Source organism: Deltaproteobacteria bacterium (genome assembly GCA_019912665.1).
Lineage (GTDB): Bacteria > Desulfobacterota > GWC2-55-46 > GWC2-55-46 > GWC2-55-46 > UBA5799.
On sequence record JAIOIE010000006.1, the window covers coordinates 44,276 to 66,520 of the forward strand.

Below are 22,245 nucleotides of genomic sequence, written 5' to 3' on the forward strand. Positions count from 1 at the left end.
CCTTTAGGTTGAGTGTTTCACGGCGAAGGGTGCGTGTGCTTCCATTTCCTCTCCGCCATACGCTTTTCCATCCTCTTTTCGAGAAGCTCCAGATACCTTTCCTGCTGCTCCCTGTTCAGGACCGCCTTTTCCCTGAGCATGTGCTCTATTGCCTTGGCCTCGATCACGCCCTGGACCCTGCCTATCTCGGCGAGCGAGGCGTTTATGGAAGCCCTGTCGGGTTCCTCCTCCTTTAAGAGCCTGAATATATGCCTCCTTTTTTCCGCAAGCTCGCCGTGCGCGGCCTGTATCGACGCCCTGAATTTTTTGTCCTCTTCCTTGAATAGTGATTTCTGCTCGGGAGTGAGCTTAAGCTTCTCCGTAACCGCCTCGTGCCTTTTTTCAGCCTTGCCCAGGGAGGTCCCGCATTCCTTGAGGTAGAAGAAACCTGCTGCCCCGAGGATGGTTATATTGAAAAGGATCGAGATGAAGAGTACGGGTTTAAGTAACTTACTGCCCATTGCCGTTCTCCTTTATTGACAGGTATATGTCGCCCAGGGACACGGGCGGCACGGGGCCGAGGTCTTCCGGCTGCACCGACGCCACGAGGCTTGGGTCCGACTGTTCCAGGGCGGCGTTCTCGGCCCCGCTGGAAAAGAGGTTGTCCGAGAGGACCCCGGCCGAATATATCCCGAGCGCCATTACGAACGCGGCTGCCGCGGCCTCGGCGAACTTCAGTCGTAGCGGCATGGCCCTGAACCATCCGAACGCGCCCTCGCCCCGGATGTCGAGCCCCTCGTCCCTTATCCTTTCCATCACCCCGGATGCGAAGCCCCCTGGTGCGCTGTACTTCGGTGCCGAACGGAAGGCGTCCTTGAGGGCGATGAGAAAACGGGCCTCCCCAGCGCACCCGGAGCACGAGCCAAGGTGAGCGACAAGCCCCTTCCTATCGTCCTCACCGATGAGGCCGTCGGCGTAACCGGATAAGAGATATTGTGCCTTTTCGCAGTCCATTTCAGCTCCTTATAAAATAAACGCCGGCATTAACTGATTTGTTCCATTTGAGAGCGTAGAAGCCTCTTAAGCTCTTCTCTCGCCCTCGATATCCTCGATTTCACCGTGCCTATCGAGATGCCTAGCGTCTCTGAGATCTCCTCATAGGAGAGCCCTTCTATTTCATAGAGAACAATAACGGCCCTGAGCTTCTCGGAGAGCCCTGTCAGGGCCGCGGATATCGCCTCGCCGGCCTTTTTGGATTCAAGGGCCGCCTCAGGGCCCGGGGAATCTGACTGGGGCTCAAGCGTGTATTCATCGCCCTCCCGGCTCGTCATGGCGAGCGAGACGTGCGCGGGCTTTCTCTTGTAGTCGAGGCAGGAGTTTACGGCGATGCGGGTAATCCATGCCTTGAAGCTCGGGGAAGGAGTGAACCTGTCGAGGTGACGGTAGGCCTTTACGAACGCGTCCTGGGCCGCGTCCTCGGCGTCAGCCGCGCCCAGCATGTAGCGGCAGATGTTGTAGACCCGGTCCTGGTACTTCTTTACAAGGGCCTCGAAGGCGGCGTTGTCGCCCGCCATGGACCTCGTTATCAGCTCGTCATCATCGTTGAAGGGCATACGCGCACTCCCGTAAATAACTCCGGAGCCCGGCATTTTGTTCCGTGGGGCCGGAAAAAGCCGGGGCGCTTTTGAGAGTCAGGAGGAGAAGATATCCGGGGAAGGTATAAAAGGCTGTATACGCCGTAAAGCGGCAACCGGTCGGTCGAAAAGCACTTTTTAGCCGGAAAGGGCAGTGGGCCGGAAATCAGAGCTCCCGGACCGTATTGTACGCCTCTTCCAGGGCCTCGCTTATCTTTGCGGCCTCGGGCCCCCCGGCCTGAGCCATATCGGGCTTGCCGCCGCCCTTGCCGCCGATTATGGGGGCGAGCCTCTTTATTATTTCTCCTGCACTGTAGCGCGGCACAAGGTCCCTGGTGACAGCCGCAAGGAGCACGGCCTTGGAGTCCTGCTCGGCGGCGAGGACCACTATGCCTGAGCCGAGCTTCTGCCTGAGGGTGTCGGCCATCTCGCGTAGCTCCTTGCCGCCCCCGGCGACTTTCGCCGCGAGCACCGTGACGCCGTCCACCTTCCTCGCGGCATCCATGAGCTCTCCCGCGGCCCCGGCCTTTTCCCTGCCCCGGAGGCGCTCGATTTCACGTTCGAGCTCCCGCTCCTCTTCGAACATCTTTCTTATCTTTTCGGGGACCCCGGCGGGCGGCACCTTGAGCGCCTGGGAGGCCTCCCTGAGCGCGTCCTCGGCCTGGTTCACGTATTCGAGCGCGTATTCGCCGGTAACCGCCTCTATCCTCCTTACGCCGGCCGCTACCGAGCCCTCGCCCGTAATCTTTATCATGCCGATGTCGCCGGTCCTCCGGGCGTGTGTGCCGCCGCAGAGCTCGGCGCTCACATCTGGCACCTGGACCATCCGGACGAGGTCGCCATATTTCTCGCCGAAGAAGGCGAGGGCGCCCCTCTGGACAGCCTCGTCATAGGTCAATACCTCGGTTATGACCTCTTTATTTGAGAGTATCGCCCTGTTCGCCTCGCGTTCGATGTCGCGGAGAAGCTCGGGCCCGAGCTGCTCGAAGTGGCTGAAGTCGAACCTGAAGCCCCTCGGAGAGACGAGCGAGCCGGCCTGCCTCACGTGCTCGCCGACCTTCCTCCTGAGTATTGAGTGGAGTATGTGCGTGGCCGTGTGGTTCCTGCGGGTCGCGTCACGGGCTTCGACGTCTATCGCAAGCTCGGCGGTGTCGTCCACGTTTATCGTGCCTTCCTCGACCGTGCAGTAATGCACGATAAGGCCGTTCACGGGCCTTCTCGTCCCGTTTACCTTGAGGGTGAAGCCCTTTCCGACGATTACACCGGTATCGCCGACCTGCCCGCCCGATTCGGCGTAAAAGGGTGTTTCTCCCGTTATGACCTCGACCTCATCGCCGTGGAAGGCCGCATCGACCGTTCTGCCGTCCTTTATGAGACACAGGACGGGAGATGAGACCGCGTCCATGTGGTAGCCGACGAACTCGGACTTGAGGCCCGAGTTCGCAAGGCCCTTGTAGAGCTCCTGAGAGGACTCCCTGCCTTCGAGCCCCTTCCACGAGGCCCTTGCCATCTTCCTCTGTTCATCCATGAGGCGGTTGAAGCCGTCCTCATCGACCGAAAAGCCCTCATGCCTGACGATATCGGCCGTAAGGTCGACCGGGAACCCGAACGTGTCGTATAGCCTGAAAGCTACATCCCCAGGCACCACATTGCCGTTAAGCTCCTTGAGGGCAGCGATCTCCTGGTCGAGGAGCGCCAGGCCCCTTTCGAGTGTCTCGAAGAAGCGCTCTTCCTCGCCCTTGGTCGCCCTCGCCACTAGGTCGGCGGCCTTCACGACCTCGGGGTAGGCCTCGCCCATGGACTCGATCACCGCGGCATTTACCTTGTAAAGGAAAGGCTCTTTAAGCCCCAGGAACCTGCCGTGGCGGGCGGCCCGCCTTATAATCCTCCTCAAGACATAGCCCCGGCCCTCATTGCTGGGGAGAACCCCGTCTGCCATGAGGAACGTGACAGCGCGCGAGTGGTCGGCTATCGCCCTTATCGAAATGTCGGTCTCCGGGTTGGAGCCGTATTTAACCGGGGAAAGCTCCTCTATCCTGGCGATTATGCGTTCGAATAGGTCGCTATCGTAATTGTTGAGCTTACCCTGTACGACCGCGGAAAGGCGCTCAAGCCCCATGCCGGTATCTATGCAGGGCTTTGGAAGGGGAGTGAGCTTCCCCTCGGCGCTCCTGTCGTACTGCATGAAGACGAGGTTCCATATCTCCAGGTACCTGTCGCAGTCGCAGCCGACCGCGCATTCGGGCCTGCCGCATCCGGCTTGAGGGCCCTGGTCGATCAGAATTTCCGAGCACGGGCCGCAAGGGCCGGTATCGCCCATGGACCAGAAGTTGTCCTTCTCCCCGAGCCTTACTATCCGTTCACCGGGCAGCCCCGATACCTTCTTCCAGATATCCTCGGCCTCCTGGTCCGTCTCGAAGACGGTCACCCAGAGCCTGTCCTTGGGAAGGCCCATCTCGCGGGTGAGAAAGTCCCAGGCGTACTCTATCGCGCCCTCCTTGAAATAGTCCCCGAAGGAAAAGTTGCCGAGCATCTCGAAAAAGGTATGGTGGCGGGCAGTCCGACCCACGTTTTCGAGGTCGTTGTGCTTTCCGCCAGCCCTCATGCACCTCTGGCAAGAGGCTGCCCTGGCGTAGTCCCTTTTCTCCTCGTCCAGGAAAACGCCCTTGAACTGGACCATGCCGGCGTTCGTGAAAAGGAGAGTCGGGTCGCCCTCCGGGATGAGGCCCGAAGAGGGCACGACCGTGTGCCCCTTTTTAGCGAAGAATTCAAGGAAGCGTTTTCTTATTTCAGAAGACTTCATCTCTCTTCTTTCCGAAAATGAATTTTTCAGGGTATTGAAAAGTCCCGGCCAGCTGAAAAACAATATTATAACACGCCTTCGGGCCTATTCATCCGGGGGGAGGCCGCCAAGGGCCTTCATTATGGCGGCTGTAGAAAAACCCCTTGCCCGGAGATGCCTGAAGGCCTTTTCCCTGGCCCTGGGGCCTGTTTCCCTGCTGTTCCTCTTAAGCCAGCGCCTGTAGGCCTCGAGTGCCGAATCTTCCTCAGGGGCGCATCCTGCAAGGGCCGACTTTACGGCGCTTTCATCAAGGCCCCTTGAGGCGAGGTCCCGGGCAATCCTGGCCGGGCCCCATGCCTTGTGTCTCGACCTGGACTCCGCGAGACTCCTCGCAAATCGCTCGTCGTCGAGGAGGCCTGCTTTAAGGAGGTATTCGATGGTTTTACCGACCGCATCCCCGTCGAACCCCTTCTGAAGGAGCTTTAATTCCAGCTCCCTGACGCTCCTCTGCCTTACGGACAGGAGCCTGAAGGCCGCCTGGACGGCGTCCTGGCTCCCGCCCTCCTTCCTCTCCGGCTTCTCTTTCATGGAGGGCACAGGGCGAGGGGAGGGACGGCCGGGTGCAATTTCAGAACCTCTCTATATCGGTAGGCGCGGCCGGGGCGGCGCCTCCGTCCTTATCGCTCTTCTCGAAGTCCTTCCAGCCCATGTCGCTCGTTCCGGACACGCCCTTCACCTTGAGCTCGAAATCAGCCGGGTTGCTGGCCTGCATGAGCGCCTCTTCATAGGTGATGAGCCCCTTGTTGAGGAGCGACAGTATCGACTGGTCGAAGGTCTGCATACCGTAGGTGGTGAACCCCTTGGATATAGCGTCGGCGATGTCCTTGGTCCTCTCCTTGTCCTCGATGCACTCCCTTATGCGGGCCGTTGTGACCATGATTTCGACCGCGGGGACCCTGCCCTTGCCGTCCTTCGTGGGGATGAGCCTCTGGGAGATTATGGCCTTAATGACTCCGGCCAGCTGTATCCTTATCTGCTTCTGCTGGTACGGCGGGAAGACCGAGACTATCCTGTTTATGGTCTCCATCGCGTCTATCGTGTGGAGGGTCGAAAGGACGAGGTGGCCGGTCTCCGCCGCGGTAAGGGCTATCTCGATCGTTTCGAGGTCCCTCATCTCGCCGACCATGATGACGTCAGGGTCCTGCCTGAGCGCGCCGCGTAGCGCCTCCGAGAAGCCCGGAGCGTCGACCCCGATCTCCCTCTGGTTTATGATGCACCTCTTGTCCCTGTGGAGGAACTCGATAGGGTCTTCGACGGTTATTACATGGCACGATTTCTGGCTGTTTATCTGGTCGAGGACCGAGGCCAGGGTGGTGGATTTGCCGCTCCCGGTAACGCCCGTGACAAGCACGAGACCCCTGACTTCGTTTGCTATGGTATGGAGGACCTTCGGGAGATTGAGTTCATCGAAGCTCTGTATCTTTATGGGGATGACCCGGAGGACTATGCCGACCGCGCCCCTCTGCTGGAATATGTTGACCCTGAACCTTCCCAGGCCCGGGACGCTATACGCCATGTCTATCTGGTGGTTCTGGCGGAAGGTCTCCTTCTGGACCTCGTTCATTATCCTCATCGCGGCCCTGGATATCTCGTCGGGGGCGAGCCTCTCGTGGTTCTTGATGGGAAGGAGCGAGCCGTGGACGCGTAGTATCGGGGGCACTCCGGCCTTCAGGTGCACGTCAGAGGCCTTGCTCTTTACCGCAACGTTCAGAATGGAACTCAGGTCTATTTCGGCCATTTACTTCTTCTCCTCTTTTTTCTTCGCTTCCGCCGTCTTTACGCCGTAATGCTCAAGTATTTTCGTCCCTATCTCCGAGGTTATCTCGGGGTGCTCGCGGAGAAACGCCCTTGCGGCCTCGCGTCCCTGCCCGAGCCTCTCGCCGTTGTAGGAGAACCACGAACCGCTCTTCTCGACTATGTCGACGCCGCTTCCGAGGTCGAGGATGTCGCCCTCCCTCGATATGCCCTCGTTGAAGAGTATGTCGAACTCGGCGTCCCTGAACGGCGGGGCGAGCTTGTTCTTGACCACCTTGACCCGTATCCTGTTCCCTATGACCGACTCGCCCTGCTTTATCTGGCCTATTTTCCTTATGTCGAGCCTTACCGAGGCATAGAATTTGAGGGCATTGCCGCCGGTAGTGGTCTCGGGGCTTCCGAACATCACGCCTATCTTGTGCCTTATCTGGTTTATGAATATTACGCAGGTGTTGGATTTGCTTATGGTGGAGGTGAGCTTCCGGAGGGCCTGGCTCATGAGCCTGGCGTGGAGGCCCATGTGGGAATCGCCCATCTCGCCTTCAAGCTCGGCCCTGGGCACGAGCGCCGCGACCGAGTCTACCACGATAAGGTCCACTGCATTGCTCCTTATGAGGACGTCGGCTATCTCGAGGGCCTGCTCGCCTGTGTCGGGCTGCGAAAGGAGGAGCTCGTCCACGTTAACCCCGAGCTTCTTCGCGTACGAGAGGTCGAGAGCGTGCTCCGCGTCTATGAAGGCGACCGTCCCGCCGAGCTTCTGCGCCTCGGCTGCCACGTGGAGGGTGAGGGTGGTCTTGCCCGAGGACTCGGGGCCGAAGACCTCGACGACCCTGCCTCTCGGAACTCCCCCTATGCCGAGCGCGATGTCCAGGGCTGTCGAGCCGGTCGAGACGGCCGAAATTTCCGCCGGCGCCGCGCCGTCCTTTCCCAGCTTCATTATCGAGCCCTTGCCGAACTGCTTCTCGATCTGGCTTATGGCAAGGTCTATTGCCTTGGTCTTGTTTGCCGAGGTTCCGGGCGTGGTCGACATCTATGCGCCTCCGTTTAAAATTTATGATTCCTGAGCCGTTACCTGTTTATTGACGAGCTTGTAGAAAGGCCTCCCTCATGGCCGTGTACTCGGCCCCCTTGGGCCTTAATACGCTTTTAAAGAGTACGACCGAGGAGACCGTGAACTCCGTTTTAAGCGGGGGATTTTCCTCCGAAAGGACGCTCCCCATGAGCATGGAGTCTTCGGGCGTTTTTATCCTGCAAAGCGTGAGGTGAGGGGAGAACTCGCGTTCCTCAGGCTCGAAGCCGAGGGCATTTATGCTCTGCTCGATCCTCTCCTTAAGCTCCGTAAGCTCCGCGCTCGCTCCTATTCCTGCCCATATCACCCGGGGCCGCCTCTGGTTAGGGAACGCGCCTACGCCCTCCACGGTGAGGTTGAAAGGCCCGGTGCCCGAGGCCGCGTTTTCAAGCCCGTTGCCGAGGGCATCGATAAGCCTTTCGTCCACTTCGCCCAGGAACTTGAGCGTCAGGTGCATGGCCTCGGGCCTTACCCAGTTTATCGACGGAGACCCCCGGTCAAGCCGGGCCTGCGCCAGCCTGAGCGATTCCTTCACCTCCGAAGGGAGCCTTATGGCTATGAACGCCCTTATCTCACGCCTCCCGATCTTTTTATGCCGAGGGCCGTACCGAGCATCTCAAGGGCCGCTTCAGCCGATTGTTTCTTTACGGCCTTCCTTCCGCCCTTGAAGAGGAACCTTTTAACAGTCGTTCGGCTCCCCTTTGAGACGGCGATAAAGACAAGCCCGACCGGCTTTTTCGGGGTCCCGCCGCCAGGCCCGGCTATGCCGGTCACGGCGGCTGATATATCCGCTTTGAAGGACTTCCTGGCCCCTTGGGCCATCTCTCCGGCCGTTTTCCTTGAGACGGCCCCGTATGAGGCGAGGGTGGAGCTTTTTACCCCGAGCATGGCGGCCTTAACATCGTTTGCATAGGCTACAATCGCGCCCTCGAAGTAATCCGAGCTTCCGGGTATGTCCGTTATCATGCTCGAAAGTAGCCCGCCGGTGCAGGATTCGGCGACTGCGAGCTTGAGCCCCTTTTTCCTCAGGGCCTCTCCGATAATGACTGGAAGAGTCATGGGCATTCGGTCAAATGAGCCACAGCACCGCATGGGCCGAGATATTGGCGTAAACACCGGCGACAAGGTCGTCCAGCACTATGCCGGCCCCGCCGCCAAGACGCCTGTCCAGGAGCCCCGCCGGATAGGGCTTAAGAATATCAAAAAACCTGAAAAGAATAAACACCAATATTGCGTTGAACGGCGTGAAAGGGATAAGGAATATGCCCACAAGATAGCCGCTTATCTCGTCGGCTATAATCGACGGGTGGTCCTTGCCGCCAAGCGCCCTCGAAGCCTGCCCGGATACAAAAATTGACGTCGCTATGACCGCGAGCGTAATGAGGGCCTGCGACTCTATCGAGAGCCATGAGGCGAGCCACGCGAAGAAGACCCCCCAGAGCGTCCCGAAGGTCCCGGGCATGAAGGGTATCTTACCCACATACGCGCCGGTGGCTATAAAAACCATAATCTTTTTCACTTGTTTCCCTGATTAATTACGACGCCGTCTTAGAAGATGAAGCGCCGCATTTTTATATTAAGGAGTATTCCGGCGGATATGAGCGAGGTTATAAGAAACGAGCCGCCATAGCTTACGAACGGGAGCGGGACCCCGACCACCGGCAGGACGCCGGTGACCATGCCCAGGTTTATGACTATCTGCCAGAAGAACATGGATATTATGCCGAAGGCCAACAGGAACCCGAACCTGTCCTTGGAGCTCGATGCGGTGTTGAGGCCGGATATGACAAAGGCGAGGAAGAGGCCGAGAAGGACTATGGCGCCAAGGAGGCCCCATTCCTCCGCAAGGGCCGCGAATATGAAATCAGTGTGGTGCTCGGGGAGGAACATGAGCTTTCCCTGGGTGCCATGGAGGAAGCCCTTTCCCAGGAATCCGCCCGAGCCGATGGCTATCTTGGATTGCATGACATGGTAGCCGGAGCCGAGGAGGTCTGCTTCCGGGTTCATGAAGCTCGTTATCCTGGCCTTCTGGTAGTCCTTGAGGAACATCCACCCGAGAGGGGCCAGCGCCGCGAAGAGCGCGCCCAGGCCCGCTATGACCCTGAAGCGTATCTTGACGACGAAGGCCATTGACCAGAATATGAGCCAGACGATTATGCCGGTCCCGAGGTCAGGCTGTTTCACTATGAGGAGGAATGTGACCATCATGATGACACCCGGCGGGATGAGGTCTTTAATGCCCATGCCCCTTTCAGGTATCGATTTCTCGTTAAAGTACCTGGCGAGCATGATTATTAGCGCGAGCTTGGCGAATTCCGAAGGCTGGAGCGAGAAGAACCCGAGGGAGATCCACCTCCTGGCCCCTCCGAACGAGCTACCGATGAAGTAGACGGATATGAGGAGCAGTATCGAGGCCCCGTATATGAAATATGCGCTCCGCTCGAGATAGGAATAATTGACTGCAATCGCCAGGAGCATGAGGGCGGAGCCTATTATTATCCAGTACACGTCTTTTTTGTACACTGAGGGCATCTGGGCATGGGTCGCGCTGTAGATGCTCGCGAAACCGATGCAGACAAGCGCTGCGATTATCCCGAGCATTACCAAGTCGAAATGGGTGAAGAGGCGCCTGTCTATCATCTCGGGACCTCCGCGCGCACGGCCGAGACCCTGGCCGCGGCGGCCCCGTCCCCTGCGCCCGAATCGGCCGTCAACCCTTCAGGTAGTTCTCCGGGCTCGCCCAGGAAGGCCTTGAATATCTCCCTCGCGACCGGCGCGGCCGTGCTCGCGCCGAACCCGCCGTGCTCGACTATCACCACGACCGCTATCTGCGGGTCGTCGTACGGGGCGAAGCCAGCGAACCACGCGTGGTCGCGGAGCTTATAGGGTATGGACTCGACGTTCTTGGTCCTCTTTATGAGCCTCGCGACCTGGGCCGTGCCGGTCTTTCCGGCGATCTTCAAGTCTGTCGTCCTTCCGAGGAATCTTGCCGTCCCGCCCTCCTCGTGGGTGACGCCGGCGAGCCCCTTCCTCACGTGCTCCATCGTCTTTTCGGAAACGCCCAGGTCCCCGTTTTTTTCAGGCTCCGGATTATAGACGACCTCGCCCTTGGGCGTCGTTATCTCGTCCACGAGTATGGGCTTCCAGAGGGTGCCGCCGTTTGCTATGGCGGAGTACGCATTAAGGAGCTGTAGCGGGGTAGTGAGCATGTATCCCTGCCCGACGGAGACGGATATGGTCTCGCCCTCATACCATTTGGTCTTGTATACCTTCTTCTTCCACTCGGACGACGGCACGAGACCGGCCTTCTCGCCGTTGAGCGGCAAGCCCGTCTTTGAGCCGAAGCCGAATTTCCTGCTGTACTCGGCAAGGCGGTCCACCCCGAGCATGAGCCCCACTTGGTAGAAGAATGTATCCGACGACTGTACGATGGCCTTGTGCACGTTTATGGTGCCGTGGCCCTCCTCCTTCCAGTCGCGGTAGGCCCTGCCCGCGAACCAGAAAGACGGGCCTGAGAATATTTTCGTGCCGGGGGCTATGACCCCCTCCTCGAGCGCCGCGGCCGCGTGTATGGGCTTGTAGGTCGATGCCGGAGGGTACTGCCCCTGTATGGCCCGGTTATTGAGGACGTTGAAGGGGTTGTCTATAACCGCTTTCCATTCCGCCGGCGTCATGCGGGAGGAGAGCGCGTTCGCGTCGAAGGAAGGGGAGCTGACCATCGCGAGTATCTTCCCGGTCTTCGGGTCCATTGCCACGGCCGCCCCGACCTTGTCGCGCATGGCTGCCCAGGCCGCCACCTGTGTCTTTACGTCGATAGTAAGCTTCAAGTCGTTTCCGGGGTAGGGCGGCCTCCAGTTGACGACCCGTATCTTTCTCCCCATGGCGTCGACCTCGACCTCCTTGCCTCCGTCAACGCCTCGGAGCTCCTTCTCGAAGTATTTCTCGAGGCCGTATTTGCCGACGATGTCGCCGGCCGAGTATTTTTCGCCTTCGGATTCGCGCTCCTTAAGCTCCCTCTCGCTTATTTCGCCCAGGTAGCCGAGTACGTGGGACACGGCCTCGCTGAAGACGTACGACCTCTTTGGCGCGACTTCCAGGAGCACCCCCGGCATCTCGAACCTGAAGCTCTCAATCCTGGCTGTCTCTTCCCAGGTCAGGTCCTGCTTGAGCTTGACCGCCTGGAACGGGGGCCTTTTCTTTGATTTCTCTAGCTTGTCGTCGATGTCCTCGACCTCGATGTCCACCAGCCCGGCGAGCATGCGCTTTGTAGCGTCCCAGTCCTTTACGTCCTCGGGCACTATGTAGAGGTCGAAACCGGGGCGGTTTTCGGCGACCTTTACTCCCAGCCGGTCGTATATCAGGCCCCTCGGGGCCGTTGCCTTTATGAGGCGGGTGGCGTTATTGAGCGAAAGCTCGTGGAAATGGGAATGCTGGAATACCTGCAGGTACCAGAGCCTGGCCGCAAGCATGAAGAAGGCGATGCCCGCCAGAAGGACGGCGGCATAGACCCGGCCCTTTAATTCCTTAGGCTCCTTGTCCTTGAAGTAGCTGCCGCTCAATTCTCGTTGTCCTTGAATTTGCGGGGCGTTGCGATGTCGACCGTCTTCTGGAGGAGGGCGAAGACAGCCGGCGCAAGGAGCCCGCTTACCGCGGCCTCCAGGACCATCCCGGCCTGGAAGAGCGCATCCAGCCCGGCGGCCCTGAGGATGTAGTACGCGAGAGCGCCCTTCAAGACGGAAGCGGCGAACACGCCGCCTCCCTTGACGGCCGGAGTGGTGAACTGCACAATCTTCGAGAGGAGGTGGACGGCAACGAATATGAGCACAAGGGAGAAAGAGCTCGAGCCTAGAACCCCTCCGCTCATGGCGTCGTCAAGGTATCCGAGCGCGAACGCCGCTAGCAGGCCGTCCACGGCTGCTTTCCTGTGCGCCATGTAAAAGACGATTATGAGCGGGATGTCGGGCAGCGGAAACCCGGCGAGGACCGTGCTCTTCAATGCCAGGTATGCGATCGTAAGGGGGAGGAATAGAAGGAATTCTTTCATGGCTCTAAAAATTGATCTTTTCCCCGGACTTTGCGTAGTTACGGGAATAAAAATGCTCGCATATTGTCATATATATGCTCCGCTTTCTACTCCCGGCCTTCCTTGATTGCGGGAAAAATCTCCCAATTTTTTTAGGAGATTGCCTCATGTCAATGCCTGAAACCGGGTCAAGCGGTCCGGCCTGCCGAACCACGGCAGGAAGGGAGAGCTATTCCATCATCCGGGGGCGCTCGCTCAAGACCAGCACCTCCTCGAGCTTCCCTATGTCCACGGCTGGGCGGACCTCGATGTGGTTGAAAAAGTTGTCCTTGCCTTTTTCTATCTTGGTTACCTCGCCCACGACGAGGCCTTTCGGGAATATGCCGGAGATGCCAGAGGTCACGACCTTGTCCCCGACCTGGACGTCGTCTATCACCCGAACGTACTTGAGCACCAGGGCGTCAGTGCCGTTCCCCTCGGCCATTCCCTTTACCCTGGTGCGCTGTACGATAACGTCTATGTTGGACCTGGCGTCGGTCACGAGGAGGACCCTTGAAGAGCTATTGTGCACGTCGAGCGTCCTCCCGACTATGCCCTCGGAGGCTATGACCGCGTGGTCCTTGCCTATGCCGTCCGAAAGGCCCTTGTTCACGACGATGGTCCTCATCCAGCGCTCCGTGTTAAAGCCCGTGACCGCTGCGCCTGTAGTACCGAAGGGCAGGGCGTCCCTGTACTCGAGTATCGCCCGGAGCCTTCCGTCCCGCATTATATCTTCACGTAGCCTGTTATTTTCCTCTTCGAGGAGCGAGACGGCATTTCTGAGCTCGCTGTTTTCCCGGTTCACGCCGACGAGGAGGACGTAGTCCGACCAGACGCCTTTTACGAGGGCCCCGGCGCCGAGGAGTGTTTCCTGGACGGGCGTCAGGGTATACGAGAGGGCCTCCTTCAGGATGTATCCCCGTTCGTATTCCTTCCTGTCAGTCAATGCGAGGTGAAGTGAAAAAAACGCCAGGACGGCGGAAATGAGAACAAGCTGGTGCCTTTTGAGAAATGAGTAGAAGTTACGTTCAGAGCCCCTCATTCAACCTGATTTCGCCTCCGTTAGCCGCGGCTGCCCGAAGCCAGGCAGCCGGCCGGGTCAGTTTGGTATTGTGACTTCCTTCAAAAGCCGTATCTCGTCGAGGACCTTCCCGGCGCCCTTCACGACGCAGGTGAGCGGGTCTTCGGCTATGGTGACCGGGAGCTGTGTCTCCTCGCGGAGTATGATGTCGAGGTTCTTAAGGAGCGCTCCGCCTCCGGCGAGCACGATGCCCTTGTCTACCAGGTCCGCGGCAAGCTCGGGGGGAGTCGTTTCGAGGACGTTCTTTACCGCCTCGACGAGCGCGTTTATGGGCTCGTTCAGGGCCTCACGAATCTCCCCGGATTCTATCTCAAGCGTCGTAGGGATGCCGGTTATGAGGTTCGAGCCCTTTATCTCGAGCTTCTGGGTCTTCTCGTCGGGCATTGGAAGGCCGAGCGTCATCTTTATTATCTCTGCGACCCCGGTGCCTATGGCGAGGTTGTACTTCCTCTTTATGTACTGGACTATGACCTCGTCGAGTTTGTCTCCGCCTATCCTTATGGACTTGGACTGGACTATGCCCGCGAGCGATATGACGGCTATCTCGGAGGTGCCGCCGCCTATGTCGACTATCATGTTGCCCGAGGGCTCGGTTATGGGGAGGCCCGCGCCTATTGCGGCGGCCATGGGCTCCTCGATGAGATAGACCTCGGCTGCGCCCGCCGAGTAGGCGGATTCCCTTACGGCCCTTTTTTCGACCTGGGTTATGCCCGAGGGGACGCCGACTATTATCCGGGGGCGGACAAGCAATCTCCTATTGTGCACCTTGGCGATGAAGTACTTGAGCATCTCCTCGGTGACCTCGAAATCGGCTATGACGCCGTCCTTCAACGGCCTTATGGCCGCGATGTTGCCGGGGGTGCGGCCCAGCATGGCCTTGGCCTCCCTGCCGACCGCGAGAACCCGTTTGCCCTTGCCGTCCTTCTTTACGGCCACGACCGAAGGCTCGTTGCAGATGATGCCCTTGCCCTTAACGTATATGAGCGTGCTGGCGGTGCCGAGGTCTATGGCCAGGTCGTTCGAGAAAAGGCCCAATAGGTAGTTAAGCATGGGATTTCCGTACTCCTTTGGAATTAATACCTAATTTAAAGAATTTTAACAGAAAACATTTCGCATAAGCAAGGAAAAAAGTTGAATTTACATGCGAATTTCATTATGATAGCTGTTTAATACACATTTCAGTGACCGGGAGCACACACCCGGGCCTTTCAAGGAGGCATGATGCTCGAAAGTATCAGGAAAAGGCGGAATTCCGCCGTCATACTCGTAGCCTTCGCCGCGATAATCCTCGTTTTCATATTCTGGGGCGTCGGGCCAGGCGGAGGCGGCGGGGACGCAAACACGGTCGCCACGGTAAACGGGGAGTCCGTATCCGTAAAGGACTACATGAACCTCTATAAAAGGGAGGTCGATTATTACCGGAGCGTTTTCAAAGAGCAGTTTACCGACGAAATGGAGCGCGAGCTGAACCTGAAGCAGAGGTCGGTCGACATACTGATAAACAGGCTCCTCGCCGTGAAAGAGGCGAAAAAGCAGGGCATTGAAGTGTCCGAAAAGGAGGTCCAGGACACCATAAGGGCCATACCGGCCTTTCATAATAACGGCGCTTTCGACAAGGAACTTTACTTCAAAGTGCTGAGCTCAAATCGCGTGAGCCCGGCCGAATTCGAGGATAGCATCGAGACCGACCTCCTGACCGCCAAGATACGGGAGAAGGTGCTGAGGGACATATCAGTAACAGATGAGGAGGTCCGGGCCAGGTACCTTAGAGAGAACAGGAAGATAGACCTCGATTACGTATCGGTCAACGGCGAGTCGCTGAAAAAGGGCATCGACGTGTCCGATGAGGAGGCGCTTGCCTATTACAAGCAGAACGCCTCCCGGTTCATGGTGCCGAGGAGCGTAAACGCCTTTTACGCCTTCGCCTCGTTCGCGGAATTCGCGAAGACCGCGCCGGTCAACTCCGAGGAGGTAAGCGAGTTCTACGAGAGGAACAAGGGGCAGTTCGAGACCCCGGCCGCCATCAAGGCCAGGCACATACTCGTAAGGCCCGGGCCGGGCGCGGCCGATAGCGAAAAGGCCAGGGCCGACGCGAAGCAAAAGATCGAGGGGTTGCTCGATAAGGTCAGGTCCGGCGGCGATTTCGCGGCACTCGCTAAAAAGAATTCCGAGGACCCCGGGAGCGCTTCGCAGGGCGGGGAACTGGGCTGGTTCCAGAAAGGCGTAATGATAAAGGAGTTCGAGGACGCCGCCTTCGCGCTCGGCAAGGGCGAGGTGAGCGGGGTCGTTGAGACGGAATACGGCTTCCATATCATAAAGGTCGAGGACAGGAAAGACCCGGGGCACATGCCCCTCAAGGAAGTTGAGCCTGCCATAAGGAAGACGCTCGGCGAGAGCAAGGCCAGAAACGTCGCAAAAGAGGCCCTTGCGGCGCTCGACTCAAAAATCGCGAAGGCCGGGACCGTCGAGGAGATGAAGAAGGAGGCCTCCTCCATCAAGGGCGTAAGGACCGCCGTAACCGGCTTTTTCACCGAGAGCGCGCCTCCTCCGGAGCTTGCCGGAAAAGAGGACCTCAGGAATACGATGCTTACCCTGCCGCCGGGGCAGGGAAGGACCGTAGAGGCTGAGGACGGCGTCTATCTCGTGAGGGTCCTCGAAAGGAAAGAGGCCAATGTGCCCGAGTTCAAGGATTCCGCGCCTGAGGTGAAGGACATACTCGCTACCGAGAAGGCCCTTAAAGCGGCCCGGGAAAAGGCCCTTCAGATACTCGAGCGCCTTAAGAACGGCGAGGATTTCAAGGCAATCGCGGCCTCGGAGAAACTTAATATCGAATCAACCGGCTATTTCAGCCCGGTCGACGGCTTCATGCCGAAGACCGGCATTTTCACCGGGGACAAGGACGGCATATTCGAGCTGAGCGAAAGCGCCCCGAATTTCCCCGAGGTCCTCGTGAACGATGGAAAGCACTACGTCTTGAGGTTCGCAGGCGCAAAGGAAGCCCCCGAGTCCGGGCTCGAGTTCAAGAAGGAAGAGATCAGGTCAAGGGTCCTTGCCGAGAAGCAGGAAGAGGTCCTGGGCGAGTGGCTGAACGGCCTCCGGCAGAATTCGAAGATAACCGTAAACCAGGACCTTCTTTAAAGCTGCCTGTCAGGACCGGGCATATCCAAATCGAGAGGACCTAAGAGGTCCTCTCGTCAATTTCCACTATTGCCGGAGCGGTCCGGCTCGTTAAGCCAATAACGGTACACGGAGAATAAAAGAGATGCGCTATTCGAGGATGCTGCTGCCTACCTTGAAGGAATCTCCGGCAGACGCCGAGGTCATAAGCCAGAAGCTCATGATACGGGCCGGGATGATAAGGAAGGTGGCCGCAGGCATTTATAACCTCCTGCCGCTCGGCCACAGGGTGGTAAAGAAGGTGGAGGCCATAGTCAGGGAGGAGATGAACAGGGCAGGCGCCCAGGAGGTGCTCATGCCCATGGTCGTCCCCTCGGAGCTCTGGCAGGAGAGCGGCAGGTGGGAGGCGTACGGCAAGGAGCTCCTCCGGCTCAAGGACAGGCACGAGAGGGAGTTCTGCCTGGGGCCGACCCACGAGGAGGTAATAACCGACATGGTGAGGAGGGAGGTGCGCTCATACAGGGAGCTCCCGCTGAACCTTTACCAGATACAGACCAAGTTCAGGGACGAGATACGCCCGAGGTTCGGGCTCATGCGGGGCCGCGAATTCATAATGAAGGACGCGTATTCCTTCCATGCCACTCCCGAAAGCCTGGACCGGGAATACGAGAACATGCATCGCGCCTACACGAGGATATTCGAGAGGTGCGCGCTGCAGTTCAGGGCCGTCGAGGCCGAGACCGGGGCGATTGGCGGAAGGTTCTCGCACGAGTTCATGGTCCTTGCCGACAGCGGCGAGGATTCAATTGCGAGCTGCACGAGGTGCGGCTACGCCGCCAATATCGAAAGGGCCGAAGTGCGGGAGCCGCACCCCGAAAGGCCAATGGGCGAGCTTCCGGTGGAGAGGGTCTCGACACCGGGCATGAGGACCATAGAAGAGGTGAGCGCGTTCCTGAAGGCCAGCCCTTCCGCCATGATTAAGACGCTTATATACGAGACGGACAGGGGTGTGGTCGCAGCTCTCGTAAGGGGCGACCACCAGCTTAATGAATTCAAGTTCAGGAACGCCGCCGGGGCTGCATGGGTGAAGCTCGCGGACGAGGCGGAAGTAGAGAAGGCGACAGGCGCGCCATCAGGGTACGCCGGGCCGGTGAAGCTTAAAATACCCGTATACGCCGACCACGCAGTTAAGAGGATATTCGACGGCGTGACCGGCGCGAACGAGAAGGACGCGCACCTCGTCCACGTGAGCGCGGCTCGGGATTTCACCGGCGCGTCCTACGCCGACATAAGGAACGCGCTGGCCGGGGACATGTGCCCGAGGTGCGAGGGCGCCTTCGAGATACGGCGCGGAATAGAGGTGGGGCACATATTCAAGCTCGGGACCAAGTATTCCGAGGCCATGGGCGCGACCTTCCTCGACGAAGAAGGGAAGGAGCGCCCGGCGATAATGGGCTGCTACGGCATAGGCATCGGCAGGACCGCGGCCGCCGCCATAGAGCAGAACCATGACGAGGCCGGGATAGTATGGCCGGGTCCGCTCGCGCCGTTCGACTGCGAGGTCCTGCCAGTGAACGTGAACGACGAGGCCACGAAAAAGGCCGCGGAGACGCTTTATGAAACGCTCGGGGCCGAAATGGAGGTGCTCCTCGACGACAGAGACGAGAGGGCGGGGGTGAAGTTCAAGGACGCCGACCTCATAGGCATTCCTGTCCGGGTGGTCGTAGGCGAAAGAAACCTCAAGCAGGGCAAGGCGGAGCTTAAGATGAGAAAATCCGGCGAGACGAGGCTCATCGGGATCGAGGAAATACCCGGCGAGGTCAGAAAGGCCATCGGAAGATAGCGCGTAAGGATCGGTTCAATAAAAAAAGGCCGCTGCCATCGGCAGCGGCCTTTTTATTGCGGCTCTTTCGGCGATTACTTCGCGGACTGCCTCTTCCTTATGACTATCGCGCCCATTGCGGCTGCGAGGAGGGCCATGGTGCCGGGCTCGGGTACGGCGTGGTTGTTGTTGTTCTCCTTCTTGCACTTCTTGCCGTTGTAATGCTTGCCGCCGTTGTAGTTGCTGCCATTATTAGCCAGAGGGTCTTTGACGTTGTTCCTGACGGGCTTGAAATGCTTCTTGCCGCCGTTCACCTTGATGATGTTCTTGATCTTTACGATGGTCGTGTTGGTTGCGGTTGCGACTGCGACATTGGTGTTGGTGTTGCCGCCGTTCCCGTTGAAAGGGGGGGGCGTAGGACCATTGTTCGATGCGTTTGCGGAGCTTACGGCAGGAACGAGGGCGAGGCATCCGGCGAGTACGGCTGCGGAGAGTAGGCTTCTCTTCATTGCTATTCCTCCTTTGGGGTTTTTTGATTCCTTTTTACTTAGCAAGAGCCGTGCCAGCGTGAATTGCCTGTATTCGGGTATGTTTTCGGACGGGTCGGGACCTGCGAAGTAAAGCTTTTTTACAGACCGGAAGAGCTTCTTCGCGTAAGCGCGTGTTTTTCCTGATTAGCGGGCCTGCAGTTTTTTTTACTTCGCGGAAGACCTCATGCGGCGTGCGCGTTTTTTTTGTCCATTCGTTTGACAACCCGGTTTTTTGAGCTATTCTTTTTTAAAAAACAACTCTGGAGGTGCTGGCATGAAAAGGCTTACCATATCGGGATGCGCCCTTGCCTTATTTATGGGGTTTGCGGCGCTTCCAGCCGGGGCGCAGACCTTCGACCAGAACGTCGGTTGCGGCCTTGGTAGCGTGCTGATGAAAGAGAGGGACGCAACACTCTTTCAGGTGCTTGCGATAACCACGAACCAGATACTCTTCAACCAGACCATCGGCATCACCTTCGGCGTCTTCGGGTGCCAGCAGCCGGCCGTGTTCGTCGAGAACGAGAAGCTTAATACCTTCGTGGCCGCCAACATGGATTCTCTCGCCCAGGACATGGCAGCCGGGAACGGGGAATCCATCGCGACGGTTGCCGAGCTCATGGGCGTGCCCGCTGAGAAGAGGGCCGAGTTCTATGCCGCGCTCCAGTCGAATTTCAAGGAGATATACGCTTCTGGTAGCGTCCAGTCCGCGGATGTAATAGAGAACATCTCGAAGACTTCGCTATAGCCGGCCCGGTCCCACCGGCATGATTCGAGAGGCCATGAGGCCCTTTTGAGACCTCGTGGCCTTTTTGAAATTATGTCTGTGACTTTGGTGTTTAATTCCGGCGTGTTCATTAAATATTTCGTTTGACATCCAGGGGCATTAGTTATAAAAGAAGAAAAACTCTCAGGAGGCCCTGGATGAAAAGACTCGTTGGTTTTGGTTCCGCGCTTCTCCTTGCGGGAGCGTTCATGCTCCCGGCAACTGCCGCTGCCCAGTCGTACGATACCAATGTGGGATGCGGCCTCGGTAACATGCTCTTCAAGGAAATCGGCCAGGACAAGACTCTTTTCCAGATACTGGCTGTCACCACGAACGGGTTTTTAGGTAACCAGACCTTCGGCATCACCTCCGGCACCCTGGGATGCGCGCAGCCTTCGATGATTGTCGAGAACGAGAAAGTGCTGAGGTTCGTCGCGGACAACATGGACACCCTCGCGCAGGACATCGCTGCCGGTAACGGCGAGGCCCTCTCCACCCTGGCCGAGCTTATGGAAGTACCGGTCGAGCAGAGGCCGGTTTTCTTCTCGAAGCTCCAGGAGAACTTCAACGGCGTATACGGCTCTTCCGCCGTTGAGTCGGCCGACGTGATCGAGGGCATCTACAAGATTGCTTCCAACTCGTAGCCGACATCCAAAAGAGAGTCCCAGGCCATGCCGGCCTTTTTGGCCGGCATGGCCTCTCTTTTTATTGGCCCTCGCCTTTTTCGCGCTCTCGCCGCGTGAGGCGGCCGCTTCCAATGGAGAGTACGCCGAAGAGCTCGCGGAAAAGGCCGTCTCTACGGGTCTCCATGACAGGCGCGAGTGGCATGTGCTCATCCATTACAGGCCTGAGCTCCTCGGCGGGTACACGAGCCTCGTGGACGACCCCGCCTTCTTCAATTCGCGTTCTGGAAAGAACGACCCCAGGGCAGAGCTCAGGGAGACCATAAATGCGTTCTTCAGGGACGACCTCGACGGGGATGCCCACCCCCAGTGCAGGTTCATAGCAAGATATCGGTGGCTCTCGAAGGAGCTATCCATCGACCGCTCGAAGCTTCCCGCGCCCGAGTGCAAGGGGTATGACGAGCTGATGGAGAACATGAACCCCCGCTCGGCGGTCCTCGTTTTTCCGGTATCGCACATAAACAGCCCCGCCTCCATGTTCGGCCACACGCTCCTCCGCATCGACTCCGACAGGGAATCGACCATGTTCTCATTCGCGGTCAACTACTCGGCCGTCACCCCGGAGACCAGCGGCATTCTTTTCGCGGTAAAGGGGCTTACGGGCGCGTACAAGGGGTACTTCGGCGTGCTCCCGTATTACGAGAAGATAAAGGAGTACAGCTTCCTCGAGAACAGGGACATGTGGGAATACAGGCTGGATTTCACACCGGAAGAGGTCGAGAGGATGCTCCTCCACCTCTGGGAGCTCAAGGACATCTATTCGGATTATTACTTCTTCGACGAGAACTGCTCTTATAACCTGCTCCTTTCGCTCGAGGCGGCAAGGCCGGAAACGGACCTCCTTCGGCTCCTGCCGCCCTGGGTGATCCCGATGGACACGGTCCGGGCGATCAAAAAGACCGGTATTAGCTCAGTCGAGGCCCGGTACAGGCCTTCAAAGGCCTCGAGGATAAGGCACATCGAGGGACTATTGGACAAGGGCCTCCGCACCGCCGCTCTGGAGCTCGCTTCCGGCGCGCTGGACCCTAATGGACTCGCCAGTGACGAGGCTATTCCGAGGGAAAAGAGGGCGATGGTCCTGGACCTTGCCTCGGAGTACGTCCAGTACAGGTATGCGAAGAGGAAGCTCGCCAAGGAGGAATACACGTCGAGGTATATAGGCGTTCTAGGCGCAAGGAGCACGCTCGGGCTCATACCGCCTTACGACATAGGCGCCCCGGCCCCGCCGGATGACGGCCACGGCCCTGCAAGGCTCTCCATCGGGGCGGGCCTCCGTGGAAGTGGCGAGTTCGCTTCAGTAAAGCTCAGGCCCGCGAACCACGCCCTCATGGACCCGCAGGAAGGTTATCTCCCCGGAGCCGCAATAACCTTTCTTGAAGGCGAGGCGAGGTACAACTTCGACGGAAGGGGGCTTGAGCCGGAAAGGCTCACGCTTCTGGAGATAATATCCATCTCGCCCAGGGACAGGTTCTTTAAGCCCGTATCCTGGCGGGTTACGGCAAATGCGCTTCAAAAGGAGTATTCAGGCGATGAGCCTAGGACCGTGGCGGGCGTCTCCGCGGCCGTCGGCTTGAGTTACGGAAAATGGCCGGGCGCGCTCCTCTATGCCTTTGCCGGGCCAGAGGCCAAGGCCGGACAAAGGCTCGACAAGGGATACGCGCTCGGCGCCGGAGTAAAGGCGGGCGCAATAGGCCGGATTACGGAGAGGTGGAAGGCGCAGCTCGAATTCACTGCCCTGGCCTTCGGCCCTGGCGACAGCCATGACATACTCACAGCCGAGCTTAATCAGACCTTTACTACCGGGAAAGAGAGCGCCTTGATGCTTAACCTTAAGCGGGAGGACTTCGACGGCTTTTACTCGACGGAGACATCCATCTCCCTGAACCTATATTACTGAGCAGCAGATTG

At 58.5% G+C, this 22,245-nt stretch carries 21 protein-coding genes; 5 read left to right on the plus strand and 16 right to left on the minus strand.

Annotated features, from left to right (window positions below; translation table 11 throughout):
• Positions 1 to 17 precede the first annotated feature (17 nt).
• The 15 genes from K8I01_00290 to K8I01_00360 all read right to left on the minus strand — a co-directional run bounded on the left by K8I01_00290 (position 18) and on the right by K8I01_00360 (position 14,472).
• Positions 18 to 500, minus strand: a complete 483-nt coding sequence (locus K8I01_00290) for a periplasmic heavy metal sensor (GenBank protein MBZ0218858.1) — start codon at positions 498 to 500, stop codon at positions 18 to 20.
• The gene (locus K8I01_00295) at positions 490 to 993 is read right to left on the minus strand and encodes a zf-HC2 domain-containing protein (protein MBZ0218859.1); all 504 of its coding nucleotides are present in this window, start codon (positions 991 to 993) and stop codon (positions 490 to 492) included. Before K8I01_00295 ends, K8I01_00290 begins: the two co-directional genes overlap by 11 nt.
• Before the next feature lie 29 nt (positions 994 to 1,022).
• On the minus strand, positions 1,023 to 1,592 hold the full coding sequence (locus tag K8I01_00300; protein MBZ0218860.1) for a sigma-70 family RNA polymerase sigma factor: 570 nt from the start codon (positions 1,590 to 1,592) through the stop codon (positions 1,023 to 1,025).
• A 187-nt stretch (positions 1,593 to 1,779) separates the two neighbouring features.
• Positions 1,780 to 4,416 (minus strand): alanine--tRNA ligase, encoded by a 2,637-nt coding sequence (alaS, locus tag K8I01_00305; GenBank protein ID MBZ0218861.1) that lies wholly within the window; start codon positions 4,414 to 4,416, stop codon positions 1,780 to 1,782.
• Between the two features lie 84 nt (positions 4,417 to 4,500).
• Positions 4,501 to 4,983: a recombination regulator RecX gene (locus tag K8I01_00310; GenBank protein MBZ0218862.1), complete on the minus strand. Its 483-nt coding sequence runs from the start codon at positions 4,981 to 4,983 to the stop codon at positions 4,501 to 4,503.
• 40 nt (positions 4,984 to 5,023) lie between these two features.
• Positions 5,024 to 6,184 carry a type IV pilus twitching motility protein PilT gene (locus tag K8I01_00315; protein ID MBZ0218863.1) on the minus strand — a complete coding sequence of 387 codons (1,161 nt, stop codon included), beginning with the start codon at positions 6,182 to 6,184 and terminating at the stop codon, positions 5,024 to 5,026.
• Positions 6,185 to 6,193: 9 nt separating this feature from the next.
• Entirely contained in the window at positions 6,194 to 7,240 is a 1,047-nt protein-coding gene (gene recA / locus K8I01_00320) for a recombinase RecA (protein MBZ0218864.1), read from the minus strand.
• A gap of 46 nt (positions 7,241 to 7,286) precedes the next feature.
• Entirely contained in the window at positions 7,287 to 7,814 is a 528-nt protein-coding gene (thpR, locus tag K8I01_00325; protein ID MBZ0218865.1) for an RNA 2',3'-cyclic phosphodiesterase, read from the minus strand.
• Between the two features lie 32 nt (positions 7,815 to 7,846).
• Positions 7,847 to 8,338 (minus strand): CinA family protein, encoded by a 492-nt coding sequence (locus K8I01_00330; GenBank protein ID MBZ0218866.1) that lies wholly within the window; start codon positions 8,336 to 8,338, stop codon positions 7,847 to 7,849.
• Positions 8,339 to 8,348: 10 nt separating this feature from the next.
• Positions 8,349 to 8,798 (minus strand): phosphatidylglycerophosphatase A, encoded by a 450-nt coding sequence (locus K8I01_00335; GenBank protein ID MBZ0218867.1) that lies wholly within the window; start codon positions 8,796 to 8,798, stop codon positions 8,349 to 8,351.
• A gap of 29 nt (positions 8,799 to 8,827) precedes the next feature.
• On the minus strand, positions 8,828 to 9,919 hold the full coding sequence (rodA, locus tag K8I01_00340) for a rod shape-determining protein RodA (GenBank protein MBZ0218868.1): 1,092 nt from the start codon (positions 9,917 to 9,919) through the stop codon (positions 8,828 to 8,830).
• On the minus strand, positions 9,916 to 11,838 hold the full coding sequence (gene mrdA, locus K8I01_00345; GenBank protein MBZ0218869.1) for a penicillin-binding protein 2: 1,923 nt from the start codon (positions 11,836 to 11,838) through the stop codon (positions 9,916 to 9,918). The genes rodA and mrdA overlap by 4 nt, the downstream gene beginning before the upstream one ends.
• Complete coding sequence (gene mreD, locus K8I01_00350; GenBank protein ID MBZ0218870.1) at positions 11,835 to 12,323, minus strand: rod shape-determining protein MreD; 489 nt, start codon at positions 12,321 to 12,323, stop codon at positions 11,835 to 11,837. Before mreD ends, mrdA begins: the two co-directional genes overlap by 4 nt.
• A 208-nt stretch (positions 12,324 to 12,531) precedes the next feature.
• Positions 12,532 to 13,383: a rod shape-determining protein MreC gene (mreC, locus tag K8I01_00355; protein ID MBZ0218871.1), complete on the minus strand. Its 852-nt coding sequence runs from the start codon at positions 13,381 to 13,383 to the stop codon at positions 12,532 to 12,534.
• Between the two features lie 57 nt (positions 13,384 to 13,440).
• Positions 13,441 to 14,472 (minus strand): rod shape-determining protein, encoded by a 1,032-nt coding sequence (locus tag K8I01_00360; GenBank protein ID MBZ0218872.1) that lies wholly within the window; start codon positions 14,470 to 14,472, stop codon positions 13,441 to 13,443.
• Positions 14,473 to 14,640: 168 nt separating this feature from the next.
• Between K8I01_00360 and K8I01_00365 the strand changes: the two genes are divergently transcribed.
• Positions 14,641 to 16,560, plus strand: a complete 1,920-nt coding sequence (locus K8I01_00365; GenBank protein ID MBZ0218873.1) for a SurA N-terminal domain-containing protein — start codon at positions 14,641 to 14,643, stop codon at positions 16,558 to 16,560.
• 124 nt (positions 16,561 to 16,684) lie between these two features.
• A complete protein-coding gene (locus K8I01_00370; protein ID MBZ0218874.1) occupies positions 16,685 to 18,382 on the plus strand; it encodes a proline--tRNA ligase in 1,698 nt (565 codons plus the stop codon).
• A gap of 74 nt (positions 18,383 to 18,456) precedes the next feature.
• On the opposite strand, the gene K8I01_00375 is transcribed toward K8I01_00370, so the two are convergent.
• The gene (locus K8I01_00375) at positions 18,457 to 18,870 is read right to left on the minus strand and encodes a PEP-CTERM sorting domain-containing protein (GenBank protein MBZ0218875.1); all 414 of its coding nucleotides are present in this window, start codon (positions 18,868 to 18,870) and stop codon (positions 18,457 to 18,459) included.
• A 295-nt stretch (positions 18,871 to 19,165) separates the two neighbouring features.
• Here K8I01_00375 and K8I01_00380 point away from each other — a divergent pair, with 295 nt between their 5' ends.
• The 3 genes from K8I01_00380 to K8I01_00390 all read left to right on the plus strand — a co-directional run bounded on the left by K8I01_00380 (position 19,166) and on the right by K8I01_00390 (position 22,234).
• Complete coding sequence (locus K8I01_00380; protein ID MBZ0218876.1) at positions 19,166 to 19,636, plus strand: DUF3015 domain-containing protein; 471 nt, start codon at positions 19,166 to 19,168, stop codon at positions 19,634 to 19,636.
• 176 nt (positions 19,637 to 19,812) lie between these two features.
• Positions 19,813 to 20,298, plus strand: coding sequence for a DUF3015 domain-containing protein (locus K8I01_00385; protein ID MBZ0218877.1), 486 nt, complete (start codon positions 19,813 to 19,815; stop codon positions 20,296 to 20,298).
• Positions 20,299 to 20,362: 64 nt separating this feature from the next.
• Positions 20,363 to 22,234, plus strand: coding sequence for a DUF4105 domain-containing protein (locus K8I01_00390; GenBank protein MBZ0218878.1), 1,872 nt, complete (start codon positions 20,363 to 20,365; stop codon positions 22,232 to 22,234).
• Positions 22,235 to 22,245: the final 11 nt, after the last annotated feature.